Origin of the sequence: Leptospira perolatii, from assembly GCF_002811875.1 — a bacterium.
Lineage (GTDB): Bacteria > Spirochaetota > Leptospiria > Leptospirales > Leptospiraceae > Leptospira_B > Leptospira_B perolatii.
Genome location: NZ_NPDZ01000015.1, coordinates 24435 through 45272, shown reverse-complemented (window position 1 = coordinate 45272; position 20838 = coordinate 24435). Strand labels below are relative to the sequence as shown.

General features: G+C 42.7%; 20 protein-coding genes. 11 read left to right on the top strand and 9 right to left on the bottom strand.

The window, feature by feature from the left end; genetic code table 11:
• Positions 1-12: 12 nt before the first annotated feature.
• The gene (locus CH373_RS16675) at positions 13-1566 is read right to left on the bottom strand and encodes a Ppx/GppA phosphatase family protein (protein WP_100714916.1); all 1554 of its coding nucleotides are present in this window, start codon (positions 1564-1566) and stop codon (positions 13-15) included.
• Between the two features lie 210 nt (positions 1567-1776).
• Here CH373_RS16675 and CH373_RS16670 point away from each other — a divergent pair, with 210 nt between their 5' ends.
• The 6 genes from CH373_RS16670 (at position 1777) to CH373_RS16645 (ending at position 8753) form a co-directional block, all read left to right on the top strand.
• Positions 1777-2799, top strand: coding sequence for a rod shape-determining protein (locus tag CH373_RS16670; RefSeq protein ID WP_100714915.1), 1023 nt, complete (start codon positions 1777-1779; stop codon positions 2797-2799).
• Between the two features lie 87 nt (positions 2800-2886).
• Positions 2887-3999, top strand: a complete 1113-nt coding sequence (gene mreC, locus CH373_RS16665; protein ID WP_100714940.1) for a rod shape-determining protein MreC — start codon at positions 2887-2889, stop codon at positions 3997-3999.
• On the top strand, positions 3996-4499 hold the full coding sequence (mreD, locus tag CH373_RS16660; RefSeq protein WP_100714914.1) for a rod shape-determining protein MreD: 504 nt from the start codon (positions 3996-3998) through the stop codon (positions 4497-4499). Before mreC ends, mreD begins: the two co-directional genes overlap by 4 nt.
• Positions 4500-6446: a penicillin-binding protein 2 gene (mrdA, locus tag CH373_RS16655; protein ID WP_100714913.1), complete on the top strand. Its 1947-nt coding sequence runs from the start codon at positions 4500-4502 to the stop codon at positions 6444-6446.
• Positions 6436-7938 (top strand): rod shape-determining protein RodA, encoded by a 1503-nt coding sequence (gene rodA, locus CH373_RS16650; RefSeq protein ID WP_423789802.1) that lies wholly within the window; start codon positions 6436-6438, stop codon positions 7936-7938. The genes mrdA and rodA overlap by 11 nt, the downstream gene beginning before the upstream one ends.
• Positions 7939-7943: 5 nt before the next feature.
• Positions 7944-8753 (top strand): hypothetical protein, encoded by an 810-nt coding sequence (locus CH373_RS16645; protein ID WP_100714911.1) that lies wholly within the window; start codon positions 7944-7946, stop codon positions 8751-8753.
• 90 nt (positions 8754-8843) lie between these two features.
• On the opposite strand, the gene CH373_RS16640 is transcribed toward CH373_RS16645, so the two are convergent.
• Positions 8844-9071, bottom strand: coding sequence for a disulfide oxidoreductase (locus CH373_RS16640; RefSeq protein WP_100714910.1), 228 nt, complete (start codon positions 9069-9071; stop codon positions 8844-8846).
• A 69-nt stretch (positions 9072-9140) separates the two neighbouring features.
• On the opposite strand from CH373_RS16640, the gene CH373_RS16635 reads away from it, so the two are divergent.
• Entirely contained in the window at positions 9141-9548 is a 408-nt protein-coding gene (locus CH373_RS16635) for a 6-pyruvoyl trahydropterin synthase family protein (protein ID WP_100714909.1), read from the top strand.
• Between the two features lie 18 nt (positions 9549-9566).
• Here CH373_RS16635 and CH373_RS16630 read toward each other — a convergent pair whose 3' ends face one another.
• The gene (locus tag CH373_RS16630) at positions 9567-9977 is read right to left on the bottom strand and encodes a hypothetical protein (RefSeq protein WP_100714908.1); all 411 of its coding nucleotides are present in this window, start codon (positions 9975-9977) and stop codon (positions 9567-9569) included.
• Between the two features lie 104 nt (positions 9978-10081).
• On the opposite strand from CH373_RS16630, the gene CH373_RS16625 reads away from it, so the two are divergent.
• The 3 genes from CH373_RS16625 to CH373_RS16615 all read left to right on the top strand — a co-directional run bounded on the left by CH373_RS16625 (position 10082) and on the right by CH373_RS16615 (position 13889).
• Positions 10082-12046, top strand: a complete 1965-nt coding sequence (locus tag CH373_RS16625) for an acetoacetate--CoA ligase (protein WP_100714907.1) — start codon at positions 10082-10084, stop codon at positions 12044-12046.
• Positions 12047-12110: 64 nt separating this feature from the next.
• The gene (locus tag CH373_RS16620; protein WP_100714906.1) at positions 12111-12971 is read left to right on the top strand and encodes a substrate-binding periplasmic protein; all 861 of its coding nucleotides are present in this window, start codon (positions 12111-12113) and stop codon (positions 12969-12971) included.
• A 51-nt stretch (positions 12972-13022) separates the two neighbouring features.
• Positions 13023-13889, top strand: a complete 867-nt coding sequence (locus tag CH373_RS16615; protein ID WP_100714905.1) for an MBL fold metallo-hydrolase — start codon at positions 13023-13025, stop codon at positions 13887-13889.
• Positions 13890-14200: 311 nt separating this feature from the next.
• Here CH373_RS16615 and CH373_RS16605 read toward each other — a convergent pair whose 3' ends face one another.
• The 4 genes from CH373_RS16605 to bcp all read right to left on the bottom strand — a co-directional run bounded on the left by CH373_RS16605 (position 14201) and on the right by bcp (position 17794).
• A complete protein-coding gene (locus CH373_RS16605) occupies positions 14201-14821 on the bottom strand; it encodes a lytic transglycosylase domain-containing protein (RefSeq protein ID WP_100714903.1) in 621 nt (206 codons plus the stop codon).
• A gap of 330 nt (positions 14822-15151) precedes the next feature.
• Complete coding sequence (locus tag CH373_RS16600; protein WP_125170040.1) at positions 15152-15793, bottom strand: hypothetical protein; 642 nt, start codon at positions 15791-15793, stop codon at positions 15152-15154.
• 37 nt (positions 15794-15830) lie between these two features.
• Positions 15831-17318 carry a leucyl aminopeptidase family protein gene (locus CH373_RS16590; protein ID WP_100714900.1) on the bottom strand — a complete coding sequence of 496 codons (1488 nt, stop codon included), beginning with the start codon at positions 17316-17318 and terminating at the stop codon, positions 15831-15833.
• Positions 17315-17794 (bottom strand): thioredoxin-dependent thiol peroxidase, encoded by a 480-nt coding sequence (bcp, locus tag CH373_RS16585; RefSeq protein ID WP_100714899.1) that lies wholly within the window; start codon positions 17792-17794, stop codon positions 17315-17317. The genes CH373_RS16590 and bcp overlap by 4 nt, the downstream gene beginning before the upstream one ends.
• 138 nt (positions 17795-17932) lie before the next feature.
• Here bcp and CH373_RS16580 point away from each other — a divergent pair, with 138 nt between their 5' ends.
• A complete protein-coding gene (locus tag CH373_RS16580; protein ID WP_100714939.1) occupies positions 17933-18307 on the top strand; it encodes a hypothetical protein in 375 nt (124 codons plus the stop codon).
• Between the two features lie 74 nt (positions 18308-18381).
• Here CH373_RS16580 and CH373_RS16575 read toward each other — a convergent pair whose 3' ends face one another.
• Positions 18382-18786, bottom strand: a complete 405-nt coding sequence (locus tag CH373_RS16575; protein WP_100714898.1) for a response regulator — start codon at positions 18784-18786, stop codon at positions 18382-18384.
• 3 nt (positions 18787-18789) lie between these two features.
• A complete protein-coding gene (locus CH373_RS16570) occupies positions 18790-20655 on the bottom strand; it encodes an ATP-binding protein (RefSeq protein ID WP_100714897.1) in 1866 nt (621 codons plus the stop codon).
• Positions 20656-20838: the final 183 nt, after the last annotated feature.

Here is a 20838-nt window from a genome sequence, read left to right as displayed (position 1 = left end):
TTCCAAAGCGAGTTACTGAAACAAGGGAACTGCTCCATAAGCAGTTTCAAATGCCTCAGCTTGTTCTTCACAGGCCCAGAGTTCCAGGCTTTTGTCGTACCCGGATTTAGGGACAAGGGAAAATATGATTTGGTTTTTTCTGGTTTGGCAGCGGATCGTTTCGATCAGACCTTGTCTATTCCGATTACAAGCGCTCGCGACTCTTAGTAACCCCGATAATTTCTGAACTGTTTCTTGATCTCGCAAAGAAATTCTTTGGTATTCTCTGTGCTTCGCTTTGGGAGGGCTCTTTCTGTGGTACCTCGCGGTTAATGCGATTAACTCGATTTCTCCCCAAGTGAATCCTAACATCGCCTCCGAATTTCGGATCAAGTAGTAACTGTGCTTATGATAAGCAGAATGTGAAATGAAAAGGCCTACTTCATGCAAAAGCGCTGCCGCCTCTAAAAGTTCCCTTTCTTCCACACCCAAATGGTGAAACGATTTTAATTGATCGAATAGATCAAGTGAAAGTTTGGCAACATGTCTAGCGTAGTCCTCATCTCTAGTAAAGGAAACAAGCAAATTATGAACTGATTTCTGCCGAATATCATCCAAGTGCTTGGATTCTTTTACATCCTGAAAGTGCTCCCATTTTCGGATCGTATCATAAATGATTCCTTCTCTCAGTGCAAAGTCGGAGACTGTCAAAGCGGGGAGGTCCAACAGAGTAAACAGCTCTTCTAAGATCAGCATTCCTCCTACGATAATGTCTGCCCTTCGAGCATCTAACCCTGGTAATTTGGATCTTTTCTTAGAAGTGTCAGCTTCTAAGATCATATTTTTCGCCCTCTTAAATTCAGGAGATGTAAATGTGAAATGGTTCAGAGGCCTTTCTTCGGGATCCCCACTGGATGCTCTCACTACTTCTGCCATCGCCTGGATGGTTCCGGAAGATCCTATAATCGTATCAGGTTGCAGTTCCTTCAGAATCTTTCGGAAGGGCAAAAGCATCTCTTCTATATACAGTCTGCATTTTTTTACATCCGCAGAACTGATCGGGTCTGAGTTTAGAAATTTACCTGTGAGCCGGATTGCTCCTAGTTTAAAACTTTTGGAGAATAGGATATCGCCTCGATACCCAACGAGCACTTCTGTGCTTCCTCCCCCTATATCTATCATTAGAATCTTTCTATCAAATACTGGGAGACCTTGTAGAACGCCGAAATAGATCAAGCGAGCTTCTTCGTAACCGCTGATTACATCGATGCGTATCCCGGCTTCTTTCCAAGCGGCTTCCAAAAAGGAAATTCGATTGGAAGCCTCCCTGAGAGCCGATGTAGCGACTGCTCGAATTTCTGCCTTGGAGTTGTCGGCTAGTAGCTTGAATCTTTTCAAGCACTCGACAGCTCTTCGAAAAGCTTCGGGGTCTATTTCTCCGCCTTCTTCCAGCCCGCTTCCGAGACGAACGTTCTCCTTCTCTCGAGCCAGGGCCTCAAAGGTCCCGTTTTCACGGACCCGAACAATAATCATATGAAAGGAGTTTGTACCAAGATCGATGGCAGCTAGGGTATTGGCCCGGACCATAAACCACTAGTGTAGGAAGTCCGTCCATGTTTCCAATTTGTTTTTCGTTTTTTTTGTTTTGGAATTGCCCGTAAGGGTTGCGCTGGAAATATTGAAATGGATCGAAGGCTCAAACGCCCAAGATTCGTCGTACTGGCGGCGGCAGGAAATGTCAGTACGGAACTTCCTGAAATTTAAAATAGAACCGCTAGCCGGTGCAAAGGGAAAGCAATGATATTCGATAAGCTCTACGGATTATTTTCCAACGATATGGGAATCGACCTCGGAACCGCAAATACTTTGGTTCACGTAAAAGGGCAGGGGATCGTTCTTTCCGAACCGTCGGTTGTGGCAGTGCATGCAGCCACCGGAAAGGTTTTGGCAGTGGGCCAAGAGGCGAAAAGGATGCTAGGACGAACTCCGGGAGAGATCGTCGCCATCCGACCTATGAAAGACGGGGTTATCGCGGATTTCGAAACCGTGGAAAAAATGATCCGCTACTTTATCGCAAAGGTACACAATCGGACTACCTTTGTAAAACCTCGAATTGTGATTGGAGTTCCTTCCGGAATTACGGAAGTAGAAAGACGCGCCGTCCGCGAATCTGCAGAACAGGCCGGTGCGAGAGAAATCTTTTTGATTGAGGAAGCCTTGGCCGCAGCAATCGGTGCCAATATCCCAATCAACGAACCTGCGGGAAATATGATCGTAGATATAGGCGGTGGAACCACCGAAATCGCAGTCATTTCCTTAGGCGGAATGGTAATCGCAGAATCTATCCGTACGGGTGGAGACGAGTTCGACGAAGCAATTATCAAATATTTGAGAAATCAATATAACCTCGTAGTTGGTGAGCGTACCGCGGAAGATATCAAGCTTACGATCGGAAATGCATATCCAGAAAAGAAAACCGAGACGATGGAAGTAAAAGGTCGGGACGCGATTTCTGGACTTCCTAGAACCTTAGAACTGGAATCGAATGAGATTCGAAAAGCTCTTAAAGAACCTACGGACGAAATACTCGATGGAATCAAAAGGGTCCTGGAAAAGACTCCTCCTGAATTGGCTTCCGACATTGTAGAACGAGGGATCGTATTAACCGGAGGCGGTTGCTTGCTAAGAGGACTCGAAACCTATCTTTCCAAGGAAACCGGTGTACCTGTCTTCCGCGCGGAAAACCCACTGACCTGTGTGGTTTTGGGTACCGGAAAATACTTGGACGAGCTCAAGTACATCAAGCCGGGAATTCGCTAGAAATCTTTTTTGGGGGGCTGAAAGGATCGGGTATTATCGAATTTTCAAGTTCGACCGATCTATAGGTTGGCGGGCAAATACAATCGAATGCTTTGGATTCAGATCAGTAAAAGTAAAGAAACAGTTTCCCTCCTTTTCTGTGTACTCTTTTCTATTCTCTCTTTAACCTTTAGAAGTAACGTACTCGTTAGAGGTATTGCAAGTTTTCAGAGAGTCGGTGATAGTGTTTCAGGATCCATCGATGGCTTGGGTTCTTTTTTCAAAGGAGCCTACAACAAGTTAGAGTCTTTCGAAAGCGTAAGACAAGAAAGAGATGCTTGTGTCGCGGCGATCGACGATTACAAATTGCTTCCGCAAGATTTAGAAAAACTAGATAGAGAAAACGAATCCTTAAGAAGAGAACTCCGTTTTAACACCAGGCAAAAATATCCTACAGTAAAAGCGGAAGTACTTTCCGTTCGATTGAATTCCATTTATAGAACGATCATTGTAGACAAAGGATCAGAAGCCGGGATCAAACCTTATATGCCCGTCACTGCCCGAGCTGTGAACCAAAAGGGAGAGATCATTGAAGCCCTAGTCGGAAAAGTAATCGCGGTTACCGGCGGCTCTGCAGTCGTCCAACCTATCATCAACTCCAACTTCAATATGGGCGTTTCGATTCCGGACAGCAACCTTTGGGCAAATCTTTCTGGAAATTCCGGAAAAGGAATCGAAGCGCTATTGAACTATATTGATAGCGGGATCGTCATCGATCCGCGAGTATTCGGAGATTATCCTTTAGGTCCTTCCGAGATGATTCAATACACAGAATCTCTGAGTAAAATTGGAAAAGCAGTATACTCTTCCGGTTCTTCCGGAGTGTTTCCTCCCGGAATCCCAGTAGGTATCATCACGGAAGAGGGACCCAGAGATGGAAGTTTTAAGACCGCATTCTTAAAACCTTTTATTCGATTCGATATGATCGAGTCCGTAACCATTCTAATGAAGCTGCCAGAAAAATGGGCAGAGACATGGCCAGAAGGTCAAAATATTAATTTAGAAAATCCTTATTTTGGTGAATTAAGTTATCCTAAAGAAGAAAGGGAGAAGGAAAAACCCCAAAGCAATGAAGGGCAAACTCCTTTGAATGAAAATAAAAAGCCCCCTAAGTCTAAGCCGGAAGGCGGCGGTTTCTCCGAAGAGGAGAATGCGGAATGATTTTAGAATACGTCGTTATTGGCGCGGGACTTTTTATCGCGCATTTTTTGAACGGAACGAATTCATTTGAAACTTTCGGAACCAAGCCAGATTTTATGGTTCTATTCGTGCTTTTCTTTGCGCTCAGAAAAGGAGCACTTGCTGGAGTATGGGTGGGTTTTTTCGGAGGCCTGCTTTCTGATTCAGGGCTTGGCGGAGAAATCGTTGGAAACGTAGTCACTTATAAGATCGGGCTGCACTCACTCACATTTTGTCTGATGGGCTTTCTTGTCGGAAAGTTCGCACGTTCTGCGTATCACGAGAACTATCTTTCAATCACGTTATATTCTGTTATTATAACTTTCGTAACTAGGGTAGCGACCTACCTTCTGTTCTCTCTCTTTTTTCACGAGAATCTTAGTTATTCTCTATTTGGAACTTCCATCTACAACGCTATTATTGCTCCGCTCTTTTTCTATCTTCTCGGCAAGTTGTATCGTTTGGAGCAAGCGGAGGCTTAAGTGCTCGGTGGATCTCCTACAGCAACAGAGTTTAAGCTAGAAAGAAGCTTTCGAATCCGGCTCTATATCTTTTCGGGCTTCGTGGTGTTTACACTTGCCTCCTTTGTTATACAGCTATTCAATCTGCAGATAGTACACGGAACGGACAATTCCTTAAAGGCCGAAAAATTCGTTAGAAAGAGTGAGACGATCCCTGCGGCAAGAGGAGAAATGTTCGACCGGAATTTTCTCACTCCAGAAACATCCATGGCGCTTGTTTCCAACTACTCCAGTTTGGATGCTGTGTTAAACACTTCTTTATTAAAATATGATCCTGTAAAAGTAAGAAATTTTCTCCAGGAATTTTCCAGGACGCTTTCGATTCCTCTTTCCTATTACGAAGAGGATTTGATTGAACCAAGATTTTCCAAGAATATCAAATCTAAAAAGCCATTCGTTCTTTTAGAGGCGATTAGCAAGGCACAGCAAGAAAGAATTTCGGTATTCGATACAATTTCAAAATACGTAATATTGGTGCCGTCCCCAAGAAGAATCTACAAGATGGGTCCGGCGCTGGCTCATGTAACAGGCTATATCGGAAAACCCTCAAAGACTGATCTTCTCACTAGAGAAATTAAATCCTACCAATGGCTCGGAAAGAACGGTCTGGAGCTGGAGTATGATTCTGAACTTAGAGGTACAGACGGATTTCGCATCCAAAAAAGAAGTTCGGAAGGAAATATAGAAGAAGAGAGGGTAGTAGAACATTCCAGTCCTGGAAACAATCTCGTACTAACCATCGACAAGGATATCCAGATCGCAGCTTACAAAGCATTGAAAGGGATAAGAGGAACCGCAATCGCGATTCGACCTTCTACTGGAGAAGTCCTCGCGATGGCATCGAATCCGAGTTACGATCCGAACATACTCTCCGGAAAGAACAGATCCGAGAGGACCTCCCACTACAAGAGAGTGGATAAGAACGGAGGTTTTTTGAATTTGGCAATTCAGTCCAAATTTCCTCCGGCGTCGACTTATAAGACTTTGGTTGCAATGGCGGCACTAGAAAGCAGCCACAAGATAGATTATACAAAAGATACCGCTTATAGTTGCAACGGAAGCTTTACTCTCAAGTCCACTTTTGTGGGAGTTCCTGATCAAGTGTTCCTTTGTTGGGAAAAAGGCGGACACGGTACAAACGACTTAGCACATGCATTACAAAAATCTTGTTCAGTGTATTTTTATAATCTGGGATATAAAATTGGTTCAGATCCGATCTTGACATATTCAAAACATTTTGGGCTAGACTCCAAATCGAATATTGATCTTCCGGGAGAAATCACTGGTTTCGTACCATCCTCTGCTTGGAAAAAAAGAACTTTCGGTACCCGCTGGTTTGATGGGGATACGATTAATTTATCCATTGGACAGGGATTCATGTCGGTTACTCCTCTGGGAATGGCTTTATTTTACGCCGGGTTGTTGAACCGCGGACAAATCTATCAGCCGTATATCGTGGGAGAAATCCGCGATCCTCTCGATAATTCGATCATCAATAGAACCCAGCCTCAGTTATTAAGAGACATACCGATCCAGCCCTCTACGATCGAATCGATCAAGGCAGGTTTACGATTAGTTGTAAAGAATGGAACCGCAGCATTTGTCTTAAATAAACCCTTCCTTCCTGATATTGCGGGCAAGACCGGAACGGCTCAAACTCGAAGAAGAGGAGCTTCTGGATCCAACCACGCATGGTTTATCGGTTATGCTCCTGCAAATGCTCCGGTCAGCGAACAGGTATTAGTTGCAGTCTTCGTTGAATACGGAGTAGGTGGCGCCGCGGGAGCTGCACCTGTGGCCAGAGAAATATTTAAGGCAGCCTTTCCGCCAGGATCTTTTAAACGAAGTGTAGAGATTCCCGAATCCGATTCGCCACTACTTCCGGAGAATTCCAATGATGTCAGATAGAACCATCGACCGAATCGATTACTTTTTAGTGCTCTCTGTAATCATCGTAGTACTTTGCAGCGTCTTCACACTTTATTCCCAAGAGGTGAATTTCGAGGATTCTCCTGGAAAATGGTACAAGCAGTTGGTCTATTTTGGAATTGGGCTAGCCGCAATGTTTTTCGTTTCAAGAATCAACTACCAGTTGTTAGGCGCTTACGCTCTTTTTATTTATCTTTTCATGGTACTACTACTAATCTTAACCCTAATTCCTGGGATAGGATATCTTCCTTCAGGAAGGGGAGCAAGATCTTGGCTAAAGATCGGTCCAGTCGGATTCCAAGTTTCTGAATTCGCCAAGTTAGCAACCGTAATTCTTTTAGGTCAGTATTTAGTGCTGAGAGAAAAGGAAATGAAAAAGATCACGGTTTTGATTCTACCTTTCGTGATCGTACTGGTTCCGATGGCGTTTATCCTTTTGCAACCTGACTTTGGAACGGCGCTATCTTTTCTGCCGATCTTGTTCACGATGCTGTTTTTGGGAGGGGCGGATTACTTGCACATCAGTTCCTTTCTCACATTGGGTGGAATATCCTTGGTTCTTCCGATGTATGTGGAGTATTCCAGGCTCACTTTATTAAACGATATTCAGGAATTCTTGCAAAGAACCGGCAAAACCGATTTACTTTCGATTGTAAATCGACTCGGTGGAAAAGTTTGGAGAGTACTCGAAGGAGACGAAATAAAGAACGCAAGCTTGTCTCCAAAAACTTTTGCGGCACTCAAAGAAGCTGTAGACCAAGTTGTAGAAATTGAGGCCAGCTTTATTTTCAAACTTCTTTCAAATCAAGCGTTGTTGGTAGGATTTGGATCTACTCTGATTGTTCTAAGTATCATAATGATTTTCCTTAGAATCGCAAGAGGTGCAAGAAGTTTAAGAACTTATTATATTCCATTAGGAATTTTCGGAATCAGCATATTATCCGCAGTCGTCGTAATGAAGACAGTCCCATTCCGCGAAAATCAGGTCATTCGTCTAACTGCCTTCCTGAATCCAGACGGATTTAAGCAGGGGGCGGGCTACCAATTGAGAGCTTCCAAGCCTGCAGTAGGATCCGGAAAATTGTTCGGAAAGGGATTTTTGAACGCCGAAATGACGGAGGGCAGAATTCCTCACGTCCCGGAGTCTAGCACTGACTTTATATTCGCATCCTGGGCGGAGCAGTCCGGATTTATCGGATCCACCTTTTTGCTGTTCTTTCTATTTTCGATTCCCTTGCGAGGGTTGCAGATTAGCTACGAAAGTAAGGACAGGTTCGGTTCGCTATTGGCCTCTGGAATTGTTGCATTATTATTTTATCATATTGCAATTAACATAGGGATCGTGATAGGATTATTACCGGTGACAGGGATACCTCTTTCTTTTATGAGTTACGGGGGATCTCATTTGGTCATGTCTATGATATCTGTCGGGATCATACTGTCGATCAAGATGAGAAAACACGCGAACTGATTCGTATGGAAAGAGTCAAAGATTCCAGATTTCTATTCGATTTAAAGAGAAAGTTTCGGTATATTCTGGAGGAGGTCGAGAAGGCCACTTTTGACCAAACTTCCGAAGTAAGAGAACTTGAATCTCTATGGGAGGAGATGTTCGAAATCGCCTCCAAAAATGATACTCCATATTTTAGAGCTAGGCTCACCAATCTAAAACGCCAGTTAGACGGCTTTGTGAGAAGCAAGGCATACGAGAAAGGCGAGTTTGATCGAATTTATAGACAACTGGAAAAGATTCGTCGGGATGATACTGTCGAGTTCTTAGACGAATCCATGCGCGGAAATTTGGAGCGCGTGTCCAAGCAATCTGGTTATATTCCGGATCTACGTGCAGCCCAAAAGCAGCTTAGAGAACCAAGTGGGCTTTCAGCAATTCCTTTGTTTCTAACGTTTCGCTGTGGAACGATTCATTTTATCGTAAAGAGCGGACCGAAAAAGATTTTTAAGAACATTCATAGAACTAAGGACAAGGTTTTGTACGAAGGGAAAAAGTATCCGATCTTTCCGAGTCGCTCCGTATATTTTTCGTGGGAACCGGACAGAAACTGGGAAATGGAACCCGGAAATCTATTAATGATTCGTAATGTAACCAAGGTTCGATTTTTCAGATATGATTCGCTGGGAGACACATTTCGAATTCCAGAAGAAACTTTCCAAAGAAGATTGCAGCCCGCAGAAAGCGGATGGACGAAATCGTACAAGTATTTTAGAAAAGCTGGGATTCGTTATTATTATATTCCGGATTCGGAAGATGGGGCACTAGGCACCTAAGGGATAGAAAACTTACTTACTTAAGAATTTTTGAATGCAAAATAAGATACAGAAACAGTCCTAAATCGGGCTGCTTCTGTTTTAAGATGTTTATTCCTCTGAATCGTCTATCAGATTGTTAAGGCTCTCGATTAGAACCTCTACTTCCACACCGTAGCCCATGCAAACTTGTTCTATCGTTTCCAATTCATTAATAGAACAATGGGAACATCCTCCCAGGTGGTAGCTAGAAAAAACAAGCCCGGCTTCTGGATGGAGTGCCATCGCTTCACCGACCGTCATTTCCTTATAAAATCTAGGCTTGACCGCTTCCGACATTGAGAAAATCTCCTACTCGTACGGGTATACTTCCAGTATATAGACTGCCGGGAGCCACGTCAATCACCAATGTTTTTTCAGGAATCAGGTAAATTCTACATTCGAATCGAGGATAAATTTGAGTCTTCGCATTACCTATACAAGTACTTCCCAGACGGATCCGATGAACCGATTCACGGGCATTCGTTTAAGATTGAGGTGTACTTATCCGGTAATAAGAACATAGGGGAAGACGGTATTAGTTTTGACTTTTTGACATCCAAGAAGCGTCTCAAGGAACTAGTACACGAACTCGATCATATTTTGATCAACGAGCATCCGGATTTTAAAACGATAAACCCTACTTCCGAAAATATGGCTCGTTGGTTCTATCACGGACTCAAACACAGTGTGCATTCTGCCGACGGAAGGGTAGATCGGATCGTAATCTACGAAGGTCCGGAAAATTTAGCCTACTACGAACCTTCAGAAGGATGATATTCTTATTCGAATTTCCTAACTATTGCGATGGTAGAATAAAAATACGATATGTGCAAACGTGAATATTACGGTTAAATAAAATCCGACTCGCACAGGTTTTGGAAGCTGGCGCAACCCGCAGAGTATTGAGTGAATACAGAGAAACGTAAGTGAAAGCAAGTTGGTCCAGAGAACTGCTTTGACTGGAGCCGGTTCAATTCCATAAAGAATCAATAATACAGCCGGAAGTAAACCCATAAAACTCATGAACCCACCGGTTGCAATCCATACCATTAACAGCAAGCGAGATTGCCTTTCGTCTGGGTGTTGGAACACTGCGATCGCGCCCCCCACGATAAGCTGGTGCAAAAAACCGTGAACAGCGTAAACTATGCTAATGCAAAGGAATATGATTGAGGCAAGATCGAGGTGATTTAGAGCGGACAATGGAAGACTCCCGAGTGTAAACGTAGCGTAAATCTAGAGGCCGAGTTCACAACAAAAATTTACTGTTGACCGAATCCGGTTTTTTTCGACCATCAAAGTCCACCATGAATGAAATCCTTTGGTCTCCCTCAGAAAATCAAATTTATTCGTCCAGGATGACTCATTTCCAAAAGTTTATTGAGTCAAAAACCGGACGCAAATTTCCAGATTACAGAAGCTTTCATCAGTGGAGTGTGGAATCAATTTCGGAATTTTGGGCCCTTTTGTGGGAGTATATTCCGGTACAACACAGCGAGTCCTATTCCGAGAAATTTCAGAAGGGAAAGCATTTTTGGGAGTCGAAATTCTTTTCTGGAGCAAAGCTCAACTTTGCGGAAAATCTTTTGAGAGGAAGACAGTCCGGACTAGCAATCCAGTACAAAGGGGAGAATGGATTCCAAGAGGAAGTTACCTACAAGAGTTTGTCGGAATCAGTCGCAGCGTTAGCCTCCTACTTGAAAAGTTTAGGAGTGGTCCCGGGGGATCGGGTGGTTGGGCTAATGCCAAATCTTCCTTCTGCAGTAATTTCCATGTTAGCTGCGACTAGCTTGGGAGCGATCTGGTCTTCTTGTTCTCCCGATTTTGGAACCAAAGGGGTGCTGGATCGATTCGGCCAAATACGACCAAAAGTATTAATTACTTCTAATGAATATGAATTTAAAGGAAAGATAATTCAATTGAATATGACGATCCGTGAGATCTCCGACCAGCTTAAGGATTTGGAAAAAATCATTGTTGTAGGATATCCTTCGGAAAGAAAAGAATCAAACGAATCCAGATTGAAGGATTTCCCCAAGAATTCGATATCTTGGGAAGAGGCTATTTCAGCTCGCTCTGGTTCGGGATTAGAATTCGTTCAGCTCCCGTTTGACCATCCGGTCTATATAATGTATTCTTCCGGAACCACCGGCTTACCGAAATGTATGGTTCAAGGGAGCGGAGTGTTTCTCAACCATTGGAAAGAATTGGCGCTTCATACTGATCTGAACGAAGCGGATAGAATCTTTTTCTACACTACCTGTGGTTGGATGATGTGGAACTGGTTGGTCAGCTCTCTTTCTATCGGTGCCACGATCCAACTCTTTGACGGAAATCCGTTTTATCCCAGCATAGATGTTCTATTTCAGCTCGCCGAGGAACTTAAAACGAACGTATTCGGAGTGGGCGCAAAGTATATCTTGAGCTTGGAAAAAGAGAAGTGGAAGCCGACTCAAGGCTTGAATTCCTTAAGGACAGTTCTGTCCACTGGATCACCTCTACCGCCATACGGATTCAAATATGTCTACGAATCTTGGAAAAAAGATATAAGACTTTCGTCAATTTCAGGTGGCACAGATTTGAACGGTTGTTTTGCATTAGGAAATCCTAATCTTCCAGTTCGTGCTGGAGAATTGCAATGCGTCGGATTGGGAATGGCTGTAGAGATATGGAACGAATCTGGAAATTCAGTTTCGAATGAAAAGGGTGAGTTGGTCTGCACCAAGCCCTTCCCTTCCATGCCCTTATATTTTTGGGATGATGCTGATGGGGAAAAATACCGGAAAGCATACTTTGATGTTTTTCCGGAAATTTGGAGACACGGAGATTTTGCAGAGTTCACCTCGCAAGGTGGGATGATGGTATTCGGAAGATCCGACGCTACTTTGAATCCGGGTGGAGTTAGAATCGGCACCGCAGATCTATACAGTCTTTTGGAAACAATTCCGGAAATTGCAGATTCTGTAGTGATCGGGCAAGATTGGAAGGACGATGTGAGAGTTGTGCTCTTTTTGAAAATGGCTTCAGACAAATCTCTCACCAAGGAATTCGAATCATATGTCCGCAAGGAAATTCGAGAAAAGGTTTCTCCTAGGCATGTGCCTGCAAAAATACTTTCGGTCCCGGATATCCCATATACCAGAAATCTAAAAAAGGTAGAAATTGCCGTAAAAAAAGCAGTACAGGGAGAAACTATTCTGAATAAGGATGCGCTTGCCAATCCGGAAAGTCTTGAGTATTTTTCTAATTTGTCGGAGCTAAAAGTAGATTAGAATAAGTTAAAGTAGCTTCAAATATGTTCATGGATATAAAACCTGAGGTGTATTGAATAGATTTATGATATCGTCCCCTAAAATTCTTCTTGTAGGCCTATTGCTCTGTGTGTTAGCGAATGTAACTCCGCAGAACGCGAACGGAAGGGAGTCTAGACTGGACCAGATTTTGAAGAGGGGAGAATTGAGAGTTTCCGGCAACAAAAACCTTCCTCCTTTCTATGTGTCGGATCCAAAAGAAGGATATCCTGGTTTCGATGCAGAACTTGGAAAGAGATATGCCGATTTCTTAGGAGTGAAATACATCTTTATTCACAAACCGAATTTTGAAGATCATGCCGAGGCATTAGCTTCCGGAGAAGTAGATTTGTCTCTTTCCGGATTGGCTGCCACCTTGGAGAGGTCGAAAAGAGTAAAGTTCAGTAGCCCCTATATAATATCTAGTACCGCTGCTTTAATCCAAAAAAGACTGCTTCCTCCTCCTCCTGAAGGGGATATAGTGACCACCGTAAATTTCAGAAACATTTTGGACTTGAAGTATGTATCCGGGATTAGTTTTGGTGTAAGAGCATTTTCAGGTAGTCACGAATTTGTACAAAATAAATTTCCAAATTCCAGAATTTATACTTACGGTAGTGTCGCGGAAGCTTGGGCCGCAGTTCAGGAAGGCAAGGCGGATTGTTTTGTCGCGGATACTTTTTATATTAAAGGTCTGTTACTTAGAGACCCTGCCATTGTTTCAAATTTTCGGCCTTTACTCGAGCAGGTGAGTGAAGATCATTTGAGCGCCTTACTTCCTAAAGGCGATCTGGTCTATTACCGGAACTTTGAGTTTTTTCTTTCCGAGTTATCTAGAACGGGAGAATTGAAAGCTTTAGAAAACAGGTATTTTCAATCATCGAACTGGGTGAATACTCCCAAATAATCTGGGGCCAAGGATTCGGAGAATTCAGGACGGGACCAGTCTAAACAGAGAATGGGAACTTACTCCAAAAAAAGACCAGAAAATGTATCGGGCAATTTTTATGTGGATTCGACTTGCATCGACTGTGAAACTTGTCGAATTATCGCGCCTTCTACCTTTTCAGAATCAGGAGGGCGTTCTTACGTTTATCATCAACCCGAAAGCGAGGAAATGCAGCAGGAAGCTTTGAGAGCTCTCGTAGCCTGTCCTACATCTTCGATTGGAACAGAATTTCCGATGGATCTTCACTTAGCAAAATCAAGTTTTCCTTATTTATTAAGAGAGAATATATATTATTGTGGATTCCACTCTAAATCCTCTTACGGAGCCTTTTCCTATCTAATTAAGAGAGCTGATGGAAATGTACTGGTTGACTCTCCTCGCTATGTGCCTTCCTTAGCAGAAAAAATGGAGGAAATGGGCGGCGTCTATTATCATTTTTTAACGCACCAGGATGATGTGGCGGATCATTCTAAGTTTCATGATAAGTTTTCGACGCAAAGAATTATCCATGAAAGCGATGCCTCCGCAATAGGTAATCCCGAAATCTCCATTGCCGGCTCGGAACCATATCGCTTGGCGGATAGTCTGGAAATCATTCCAACCCCTGGTCATACGAGGGGACACGCGGTTTTGCTGTACAATAATTCTGTTCTATTTACAGGAGATCATTTGGCCTACGACCCAAATAGAGAAAGGTTGATCGCTTTTAGAAACGCGTGCTGGTATTCCTGGAAGGAACAGATACACTCCATGGAAAAATTGATGGATTACACCTTTGAATGGATCTTGCCAGGACACGGTCATTGGTACCATGGAACGGCTTCAGATGTGAAATCAATGCTCAAAGACTGCATTCAGTGGATGAAGGATAAGTAATAATTTTATAATATTCGAATATTTTGCTATTTCGATATAATTTGTTCCTTCGTTTCTGTAGGAGGTCCCACAACCTCCCCGCGAATTAGACTTGACAAAAAAGATGATTTATGCTATGGAGAGCGCTTCGCTTTGCCACCGCACCGGCCCCCGCCCAAAACCAGGGTGGGGACTCCTCCCATGGGAATTCCGCCCCTATAAAAGAAAAAAGCCCGCCTTTGATTTCGCAAAGAGCGGGCTGTGTACTGAGAATAGTGAAGAGAAATTAAAACTTATTTGGTAAACCGGATTCCATTCTATGTGGATTTGGGTCACTTCCTCATTCCAAGGTATTCCTCTTGGAAGTAGAAAACATCTTCTGCGTATTGTTTCACTCCGCCCCATTTTTTCACGGCAGCGGGACCGGCATTGTAGGCAAGTAATGCTTTTCTGATGTTTCCCTCTTGGGAATCGATCAGGTGGTTTAAGTAGCTTACCCCTAAGTGAATGTTCATTTTGGTTTCAAAAAGGCTCTCAGGCTGAACTTTGATTCCTTCTTTACGGCCCATCCAGGCGCCTGTGTTTGGAACCACCTGCATATATCCTCGGGCATTTTTCTTGGAGCGTGCTTTTCTAAAAAATTCGGATTCTACTCGAATGATTCCGAGTAAAAGGCCCACTTTTTCACCCTCCTCGCAATAGATTCCGCAGGCACCATCCTGAATTTGGTTAGATTCCGCCAGGATAGTCTCGATCAGGACCTCTAGTTCTGGAGGGGATATTCTGGCTTTGTGGCTGAGTATGAATTGGCGAACCGATTCGCTTTCTTGAACTACAGATTTTCTCTTCCAGGATTCCGAAAGAGAGCCTGCGATGGGGGCCACGAAGGATTGGTATAAAAGAGGCAAGGAGGCAAATACGATATATCTTTTACGAAGTTTCGGTTGTTTCATTGGACCGACTCCTGAAATTTGTGCGATGCACTATCTTTTGTCATTCTTTTTGCGGCGCACTATGGTGAAAGGAATTTTCTAGATCAGTCTCCTCAATCAGAGGAAATTAGCGAACTTACGGTTAATTTTCAGAAGGAAAATGGAGAAAACCTGTAAAGAAGGCATGCATATTATGTCACATTAATAGAGAAATCTAGGAAGAAGCTGTAGGAGCTCCTACGAGATTCTTCCTATTGGGAATGTCTTGCCAACCGCGAGATTCTGTGAAAAAGCGACCACTGGGCTTGCCACCGCACCGGCCCCCACCCAGTGGAAGGGCGGGGCCCTTCCTCATTTCTTCCTAGGAACCGGCTGCAGTTCCCGAATAATTCCAGTCCTCCAAAGGAATCCCGTTTCCAACCAATCACTTAAAAAATTGGCCACCTGGTCGGCCTCGAGGTAAAAGCAGTATTCACCGTCGATTGAAAATTCCTTCTCTTCTTCTCGCGCGGATTCCTGGTATTCGATGAAAACTCCCCTTTGGTCTGGACCTTCCGAGTAGAAAATCCAACCGGATCGAATCTGGAGTATATCTTCCCTCGGAAATATATGACAGATCTTATCCTCTTTGATGATTAGGATATCCTTCAGCACAAGAATTCCGTTTCTCAAACGACCTTCTTCTGCATCTCTCTTCATTTTTCGCGATATATTGATTCTCGAAAAGATGAACAGGACGATCAATGCAGTCCCTAAAGAAATTCCTCCGATTTGAACTATTCGAACGTCTCTGGGGAGGTAAGAATAATAAAATTCTAATATTAGAGGAATGACCACTAACATCGACAGAGAGTATAGCAGGTGCCTCGTAAATAGTTCCGGTTTAAATGGAAAGAAGGCGGAGTTCTTAGGAAGTTCGGACTTTCCGGATAGAACTCCGAAAAAATCCGGACCCGCCTTTTTTAATGGAATGTTTGTCCTGAGTTGCGTCAACGATCGAAACCAGTTAGAGACTGAGCCGAATATCTGTCTATTTCAGTTTTTCTAGCTTTTCTGCTAGATCCACAAGCAATCGTACTCCGTATCCTGTAGGACCATTTCCGATCTGGGTCCCTGAAGCTTTTTTGCGCCAGGCAGTACCAGCGATATCTAAATGCGCCCAATCAATTCCTTTATCAACGAATCTCTCCAGGAATTTCGCGGCTGAAAGACTTCCTCCAGGTCTACCGGCGACGTTTCTCATATCTGCAATATCGCTCTTCAGTTCCTCTCCGTATTCTTCCCACAAAGGAAGATTCCAAGTTCTTTCATCCGAAGAAAGCGATGCTTCGTCTAACAATGCAGTCAGCTTATCCGAATTGCACATTACACCAGCCGCCTCGTGGCCCAAGCAAATGATGATTGCTCCTGTTAAAGTCGCCAAGTCCAGCATATAATCAGGTTTATACTTCTTTCCGATATAGGAAAGCACATCTCCCAAAACTAGTCTTCCTTCTGCATCTGTGTTTTGTACTTCGATGGTCAGTCCGTTGTGAGCAGTGTAAACATCGCCTGGTTTGATTGCCGCAGCATCGGGCATATTCTCCGCGACTCCGATTGCTGCTACTACCGGGACTCCGATTCCAAGTTCCGCAATCGCCCCTATCGCGTGAATCACCGCAGCTGCTCCACACATATCGTATTTCATTTCGTGCATGTCTTGGGCCGGCTTTATACTTATCCCGCCTGAATCGAACGTAAGTCCTTTTCCGATCAGCGCTAATTTCTTTTTCGTTTTTGGTTTTGCAGGAGTATATTCTAGAATGATTAACTTTGCTTTCTTATCCGATCCTTGGCATACAGAAAGGATTCCACCCATCTTTTCTTTCTTAAGTTGAGGCTCATCAAAAACGATAATTTTCAATTTGTTTTCTTTTGCGATTTCTTTCGATCTGGAAACAAATTCTTCTGGAGTAAAATGGTTCGCAGGCAAATGCGAGATATGTCTGGCTCCATTGATATACTTACTTACAGCTTTAGATTTTTCTAATCCTGCCTTAGCGGCTTTCTCGCTCCCCGAATCTTCGAGCAAAAAGGTCACCGGACCAAATTTGGATTTTTTTTCCTTAAAATCTTTTGCCAGAACGTTTAAAGGAAACGCTCCTAGATCGATAGAGTTTGCTATTTGATAAACCAGGGTCGCGGTCGATAGAGATTTGAGTAAGCCAGAACCAAGGTGGATCTCCAAGCCTACGCTTTCCCACTTTCTGAGTTTTTCACCGATTCCCAAAAACTGTTGTGCGATCGAGCGAACTGAAATTTTTTCAGGGTCACCGATTCCAATGTAAATGATTTTGTTTAATTCGTCGTTTAACGATTGTCCAAGTTCTCCGGTAAATATTCCGGCTTGGATCTGATCCGCAAATTTTGCAGACAATTCCTTCGGGAGGAGGCCTTTGCTCACTAGGATAATCTTATAATAGTTTTTGCTCGGATTTCTTCCTAAGCCGAAACTGATCTTGGAATTTTCTAATTTCATTTTTTCTCCAGAGATTTAATGTCCGCCAACACTTCGTCGACGTGACCTTTTACGCTTACTTTGGGATAGACTTTAAGTAGTTTCAAATCGCCACCGATCAGAAATGTGCTCCTGATGATTCCCATAAATTCTCTACCCATAAACTTCTTAAGTTGCCATACACCGTATTTTTCGCAGATGCTTCCATCTTCATCCGAAATCAAGGTGAAATTCAAATCTTGCTTTTGGATGAATTTTTGATGCGAATTTATGGAATCTCGAGAGACACCGACGACATTGTACCCTTCTTTTTTAAATCGAGAGAAATTATCGCGATAATCGCAGGCTTCCGTAGTACACCCGGGAGTTTGATCCTTTGGATAAAAATAAAGGACCAATCCTTTTTTACCTAACAGATCCTTTAAGGAAACTTTATTACCCTTATCATCTACACTATTAAACGAAGGCGCTTTGGATCCGACTTTAATATCACTCATAAGATAGACAAATGACAGAGTCCTGAGGCAAGGACAAGAGATTTTGGAAAAAATAGTTTTTTCCGTCTCTCAAGTCTAATCGCACGGGAGGGCGGAAAAAAGCTTGTGAATTCGACAAAAAAGGGCGATCTTAATCACATGAATCCCAAAGAGAGAATGGAGCTGATTCGGGAGGGCAATCTTGCCTTTAACGAGGGCGATATTCGAAAAGCAAGAGAATGCTTTTTAAAGGCCGAGTATAAAGACGGCCTGATTCGACTTGGGGACTATTTCATGTTCGATAAAAAATTGCCTATTCTAGCCTATGGATATTATAAAAAGGCGGGATATCAAAAGAGAATCGACGAAATTTTCCAAAGAATGCTTTGGGCTTTATCACAATGGATCGGTCCCGATAAGTTTAAACTTGCGGAATCCCAATCTAAAGCACCAGACCCCAATGATTTTACGGTTCATCCTATTTTGCGAAAAACCGCCCTGGACATACTCGCAAAAAATAATATTCAGCTTTGAACCAGCTTTTATCCAGTTTGTGAATTTACCCAAACCTTATGCCCTTGGGATAACACCTAAGACTTTAGAATAAATTAATTTTTACTGCAGCAGGATTTTACTGCGCTTAACAATTCATCCGGATCCCAGGGTTTGGATAAAATTGCGAAAGTTCCAGTTTGTTTTAGCTTTTCTGCAACGTTTGCTTCCGCATGTCCGGTAATCAAAATTGATCGAATGTTTGGATACTTTTTATGAACGATGGCTAAGAATTCGTCTCCTTTTAATCCGGGCATCAACCAGTCGGAAAGTATTAGGATTACGTTCAGGCCTTCCGAAACGAGTTCGTCTACGATTTCTAAACCTTCTGCAGAATCCTGTGCAGTTTCATACAGGAACTCATGACCCAATTCCTTTCTGAGTTCTTGCACCAACGAAATGAGAATAGTCGGTTCGTCATCAACACAAAGAATCACATTTTGTTCTCGCTGAGTATTCATAATCTATTCCGATTTTTTAATAATTCCTGCAGGTCGCAACCAAACACTAAATCGAGTTCGGCCTGGCAAACTCTCGAATTCTATTCTTCCACCTATACTTTCTATAATTTTTTTACAAATGTCAAGTCCCAGGCCTACTCCTTCCCCATGCTTTTTTGTAGTAAAAAACGCATCGAATATATGAGCTTGTATGTCTATAGGGATCCCTGGTCCAGAATCAATAAACGACACAACGATCCAGTCTTCTCTTTTCTGAATATAAATTTCAATTTTTCCCTTATAATCCATCGATTGTAATCCGTTGTTTATCAGATTGATCCAAACTTGGTTGAGTTTATTAGCGTTTCCGATGCATCTTTCTTCCGTTTCGTAATTCTTAATGATCTCCACTCCGTGCTTGATTTTGTACTGGTATAAAACCAAAATCGTTTCCATTTCGGAGATCAGATCTATTTCCGACATATCCTCTTCTTTACTTTTATCTCCGGGATGAAGGTAGTTTTTCAGAGCACCTACTACGTGTGTTGCTTTGCCCGTAGCGACTGAGATAACTTTGCTTAAACGATTGATCGTAACAAAACACAAGACTGCTTTTAGTATATCTAAGCATTTTTCGGACTGAAATAGTTCGATCAATTGATTGCTTATTCTGTCTGCTCCGATATCCAGAATCATGCCAGCCACTATCATAGGATTTTCTACGCCAGAGTCTGAAAGGAAACGAGTCAAATCTGCCTTTCTTTTTCTATTCGGTAGGATGTCGTTGTTGGAGAGATCCGACTGACTTTCTTCAAGCAATACCTTGAACCAGTTAAATTCTACTTCATTCAGATTTGATAAATAATTCGGAATCTCTCTAACTTCCTTATTTATAATTTCTAATATAGCTCGATTCGAAGAAGAGATTGCTCCGAGGGGAGTATTTAGCTCGTGAGTCATTCCCGCGGCTAATTGACCGATCGCAGCTAACTTTTCGGACAATAATAGCTGGCTCTGCGCTTTGGTCAGATCGTTCATTAATTTTTCTAAGCTGTGGATTGCTCTAAGTAACTCCGCATTCGATTTATTGAGCTCTTCGGTTCTAGACTCTACCTTTAATTCCAAATTTGCATTCAAATCTAAGATCATGGCTTCGGTTTGCTTGCTACGAGTAAGGTTGACGATAAAGATCGTACCTAAGCCGATTAAGATTGCGATTGTGAAAAATAAAATAAGATCTGCGCCGCTTTCCGTCTTATTCACAGGCATGCTAACTTCGAGGATTCCCCTTACATCTCCCACTTTCCAATCTCTCTTGGGTGATTCGGGATGTGTGTTGTGGCAACCTACACACGAAGGTTGCATTCGATCAGCTAAAGCATATCTAATGTATGGAACAGAATCTATTTCCTCAAAAACATAATAAGGCTTTTCGGGAGTTTTTTCTAAAGAACTCAAGGCAGATTTTTCGAACTGGTCCAAACCTCCTTTCTTGCCTCTGTTCGGAAAAGGATACCGACTAAAAAGCTCTACGCGAATTCCTTCGAACTGATTCGTAAGATGAATTCCGAATTCTTTGACCATTGTAGCGGGCAAGGGAATACTTTTCGGAACTTCTTTATACTTGTAAGTTACTTCCGTTTTTTCTTTTAATGCCTTCTTGACGATGTTGTCGGAATAGTATACTCGTAAGGCTAATAATTGTTCAGTAATGACCTTTACGTTTCGAATCGCAGTAGTCTCGGTATTTTTCATCTGAAAGTAAAACAGCAAAAGTCCTAAAAGCAAAACTAACAATAGACAGCCTAGGAAAAACGGGAGTAAAATCCGGCTTTCAATATTCAGAATTTTGAAATCTAGAAAACTGAATCCGCCTTTCCCGCTACTCATGATTATGGTTCCTACTTTTTATCGTTTCGCAAAAGCTAACTTTAGTGTGATCTTGAAGATGAATTTTTCGGTAAAAGATACTATACTAGTATGAGAACATTGACTATCCCTTTGCCGGAAATAGGACAAGGATCTCCCTTTTTTTCTGAATTTATAAAGAAGCTGTTTTGTGTGGATCGTTAG

Bases quoted from the DNA above. Each gene is read 5' to 3' on its own strand.
- CH373_RS16570 (WP_100714897.1), bottom strand. From the start codon at position 20,655: ATGAGTAGCGGGAAAGGCGGATTCAGTTTTCTAGATTTCAAAATTCTG.
- CH373_RS16620 (WP_100714906.1), top strand. From the start codon at position 12,111: ATGATATCGTCCCCTAAAATTCTTCTTGTAGGCCTATTGCTCTGTGTG.
- CH373_RS16670 (WP_100714915.1), top strand. From the start codon at position 1,777: ATGATATTCGATAAGCTCTACGGATTATTTTCCAACGATATGGGAATC.
- CH373_RS16615 (WP_100714905.1), top strand. From the start codon at position 13,023: ATGGGAACTTACTCCAAAAAAAGACCAGAAAATGTATCGGGCAATTTT.
- rodA (WP_423789802.1), top strand. From the start codon at position 6,436: ATGTCAGATAGAACCATCGACCGAATCGATTACTTTTTAGTGCTCTCT.
- mreC (WP_100714940.1), top strand. From the start codon at position 2,887: ATGCTTTGGATTCAGATCAGTAAAAGTAAAGAAACAGTTTCCCTCCTT.
- CH373_RS16625 (WP_100714907.1), top strand. From the start codon at position 10,082: ATGAATGAAATCCTTTGGTCTCCCTCAGAAAATCAAATTTATTCGTCC.
- CH373_RS16605 (WP_100714903.1), bottom strand. From the start codon at position 14,821: ATGAAACAACCGAAACTTCGTAAAAGATATATCGTATTTGCCTCCTTG.
- CH373_RS16635 (WP_100714909.1), top strand. From the start codon at position 9,141: ATGTTTTTTCAGGAATCAGGTAAATTCTACATTCGAATCGAGGATAAA.
- CH373_RS16580 (WP_100714939.1), top strand. From the start codon at position 17,933: ATGAATCCCAAAGAGAGAATGGAGCTGATTCGGGAGGGCAATCTTGCC.
- bcp (WP_100714899.1), bottom strand. From the start codon at position 17,794: ATGAGTGATATTAAAGTCGGATCCAAAGCGCCTTCGTTTAATAGTGTA.
- CH373_RS16675 (WP_100714916.1), bottom strand. From the start codon at position 1,566: ATGGTCCGGGCCAATACCCTAGCTGCCATCGATCTTGGTACAAACTCC.
- CH373_RS16590 (WP_100714900.1), bottom strand. From the start codon at position 17,318: ATGAAATTAGAAAATTCCAAGATCAGTTTCGGCTTAGGAAGAAATCCG.
- CH373_RS16645 (WP_100714911.1), top strand. From the start codon at position 7,944: ATGGAAAGAGTCAAAGATTCCAGATTTCTATTCGATTTAAAGAGAAAG.
- mreD (WP_100714914.1), top strand. From the start codon at position 3,996: ATGATTTTAGAATACGTCGTTATTGGCGCGGGACTTTTTATCGCGCAT.
- CH373_RS16640 (WP_100714910.1), bottom strand. From the start codon at position 9,071: ATGTCGGAAGCGGTCAAGCCTAGATTTTATAAGGAAATGACGGTCGGT.
- CH373_RS16575 (WP_100714898.1), bottom strand. From the start codon at position 18,786: ATGAATACTCAGCGAGAACAAAATGTGATTCTTTGTGTTGATGACGAA.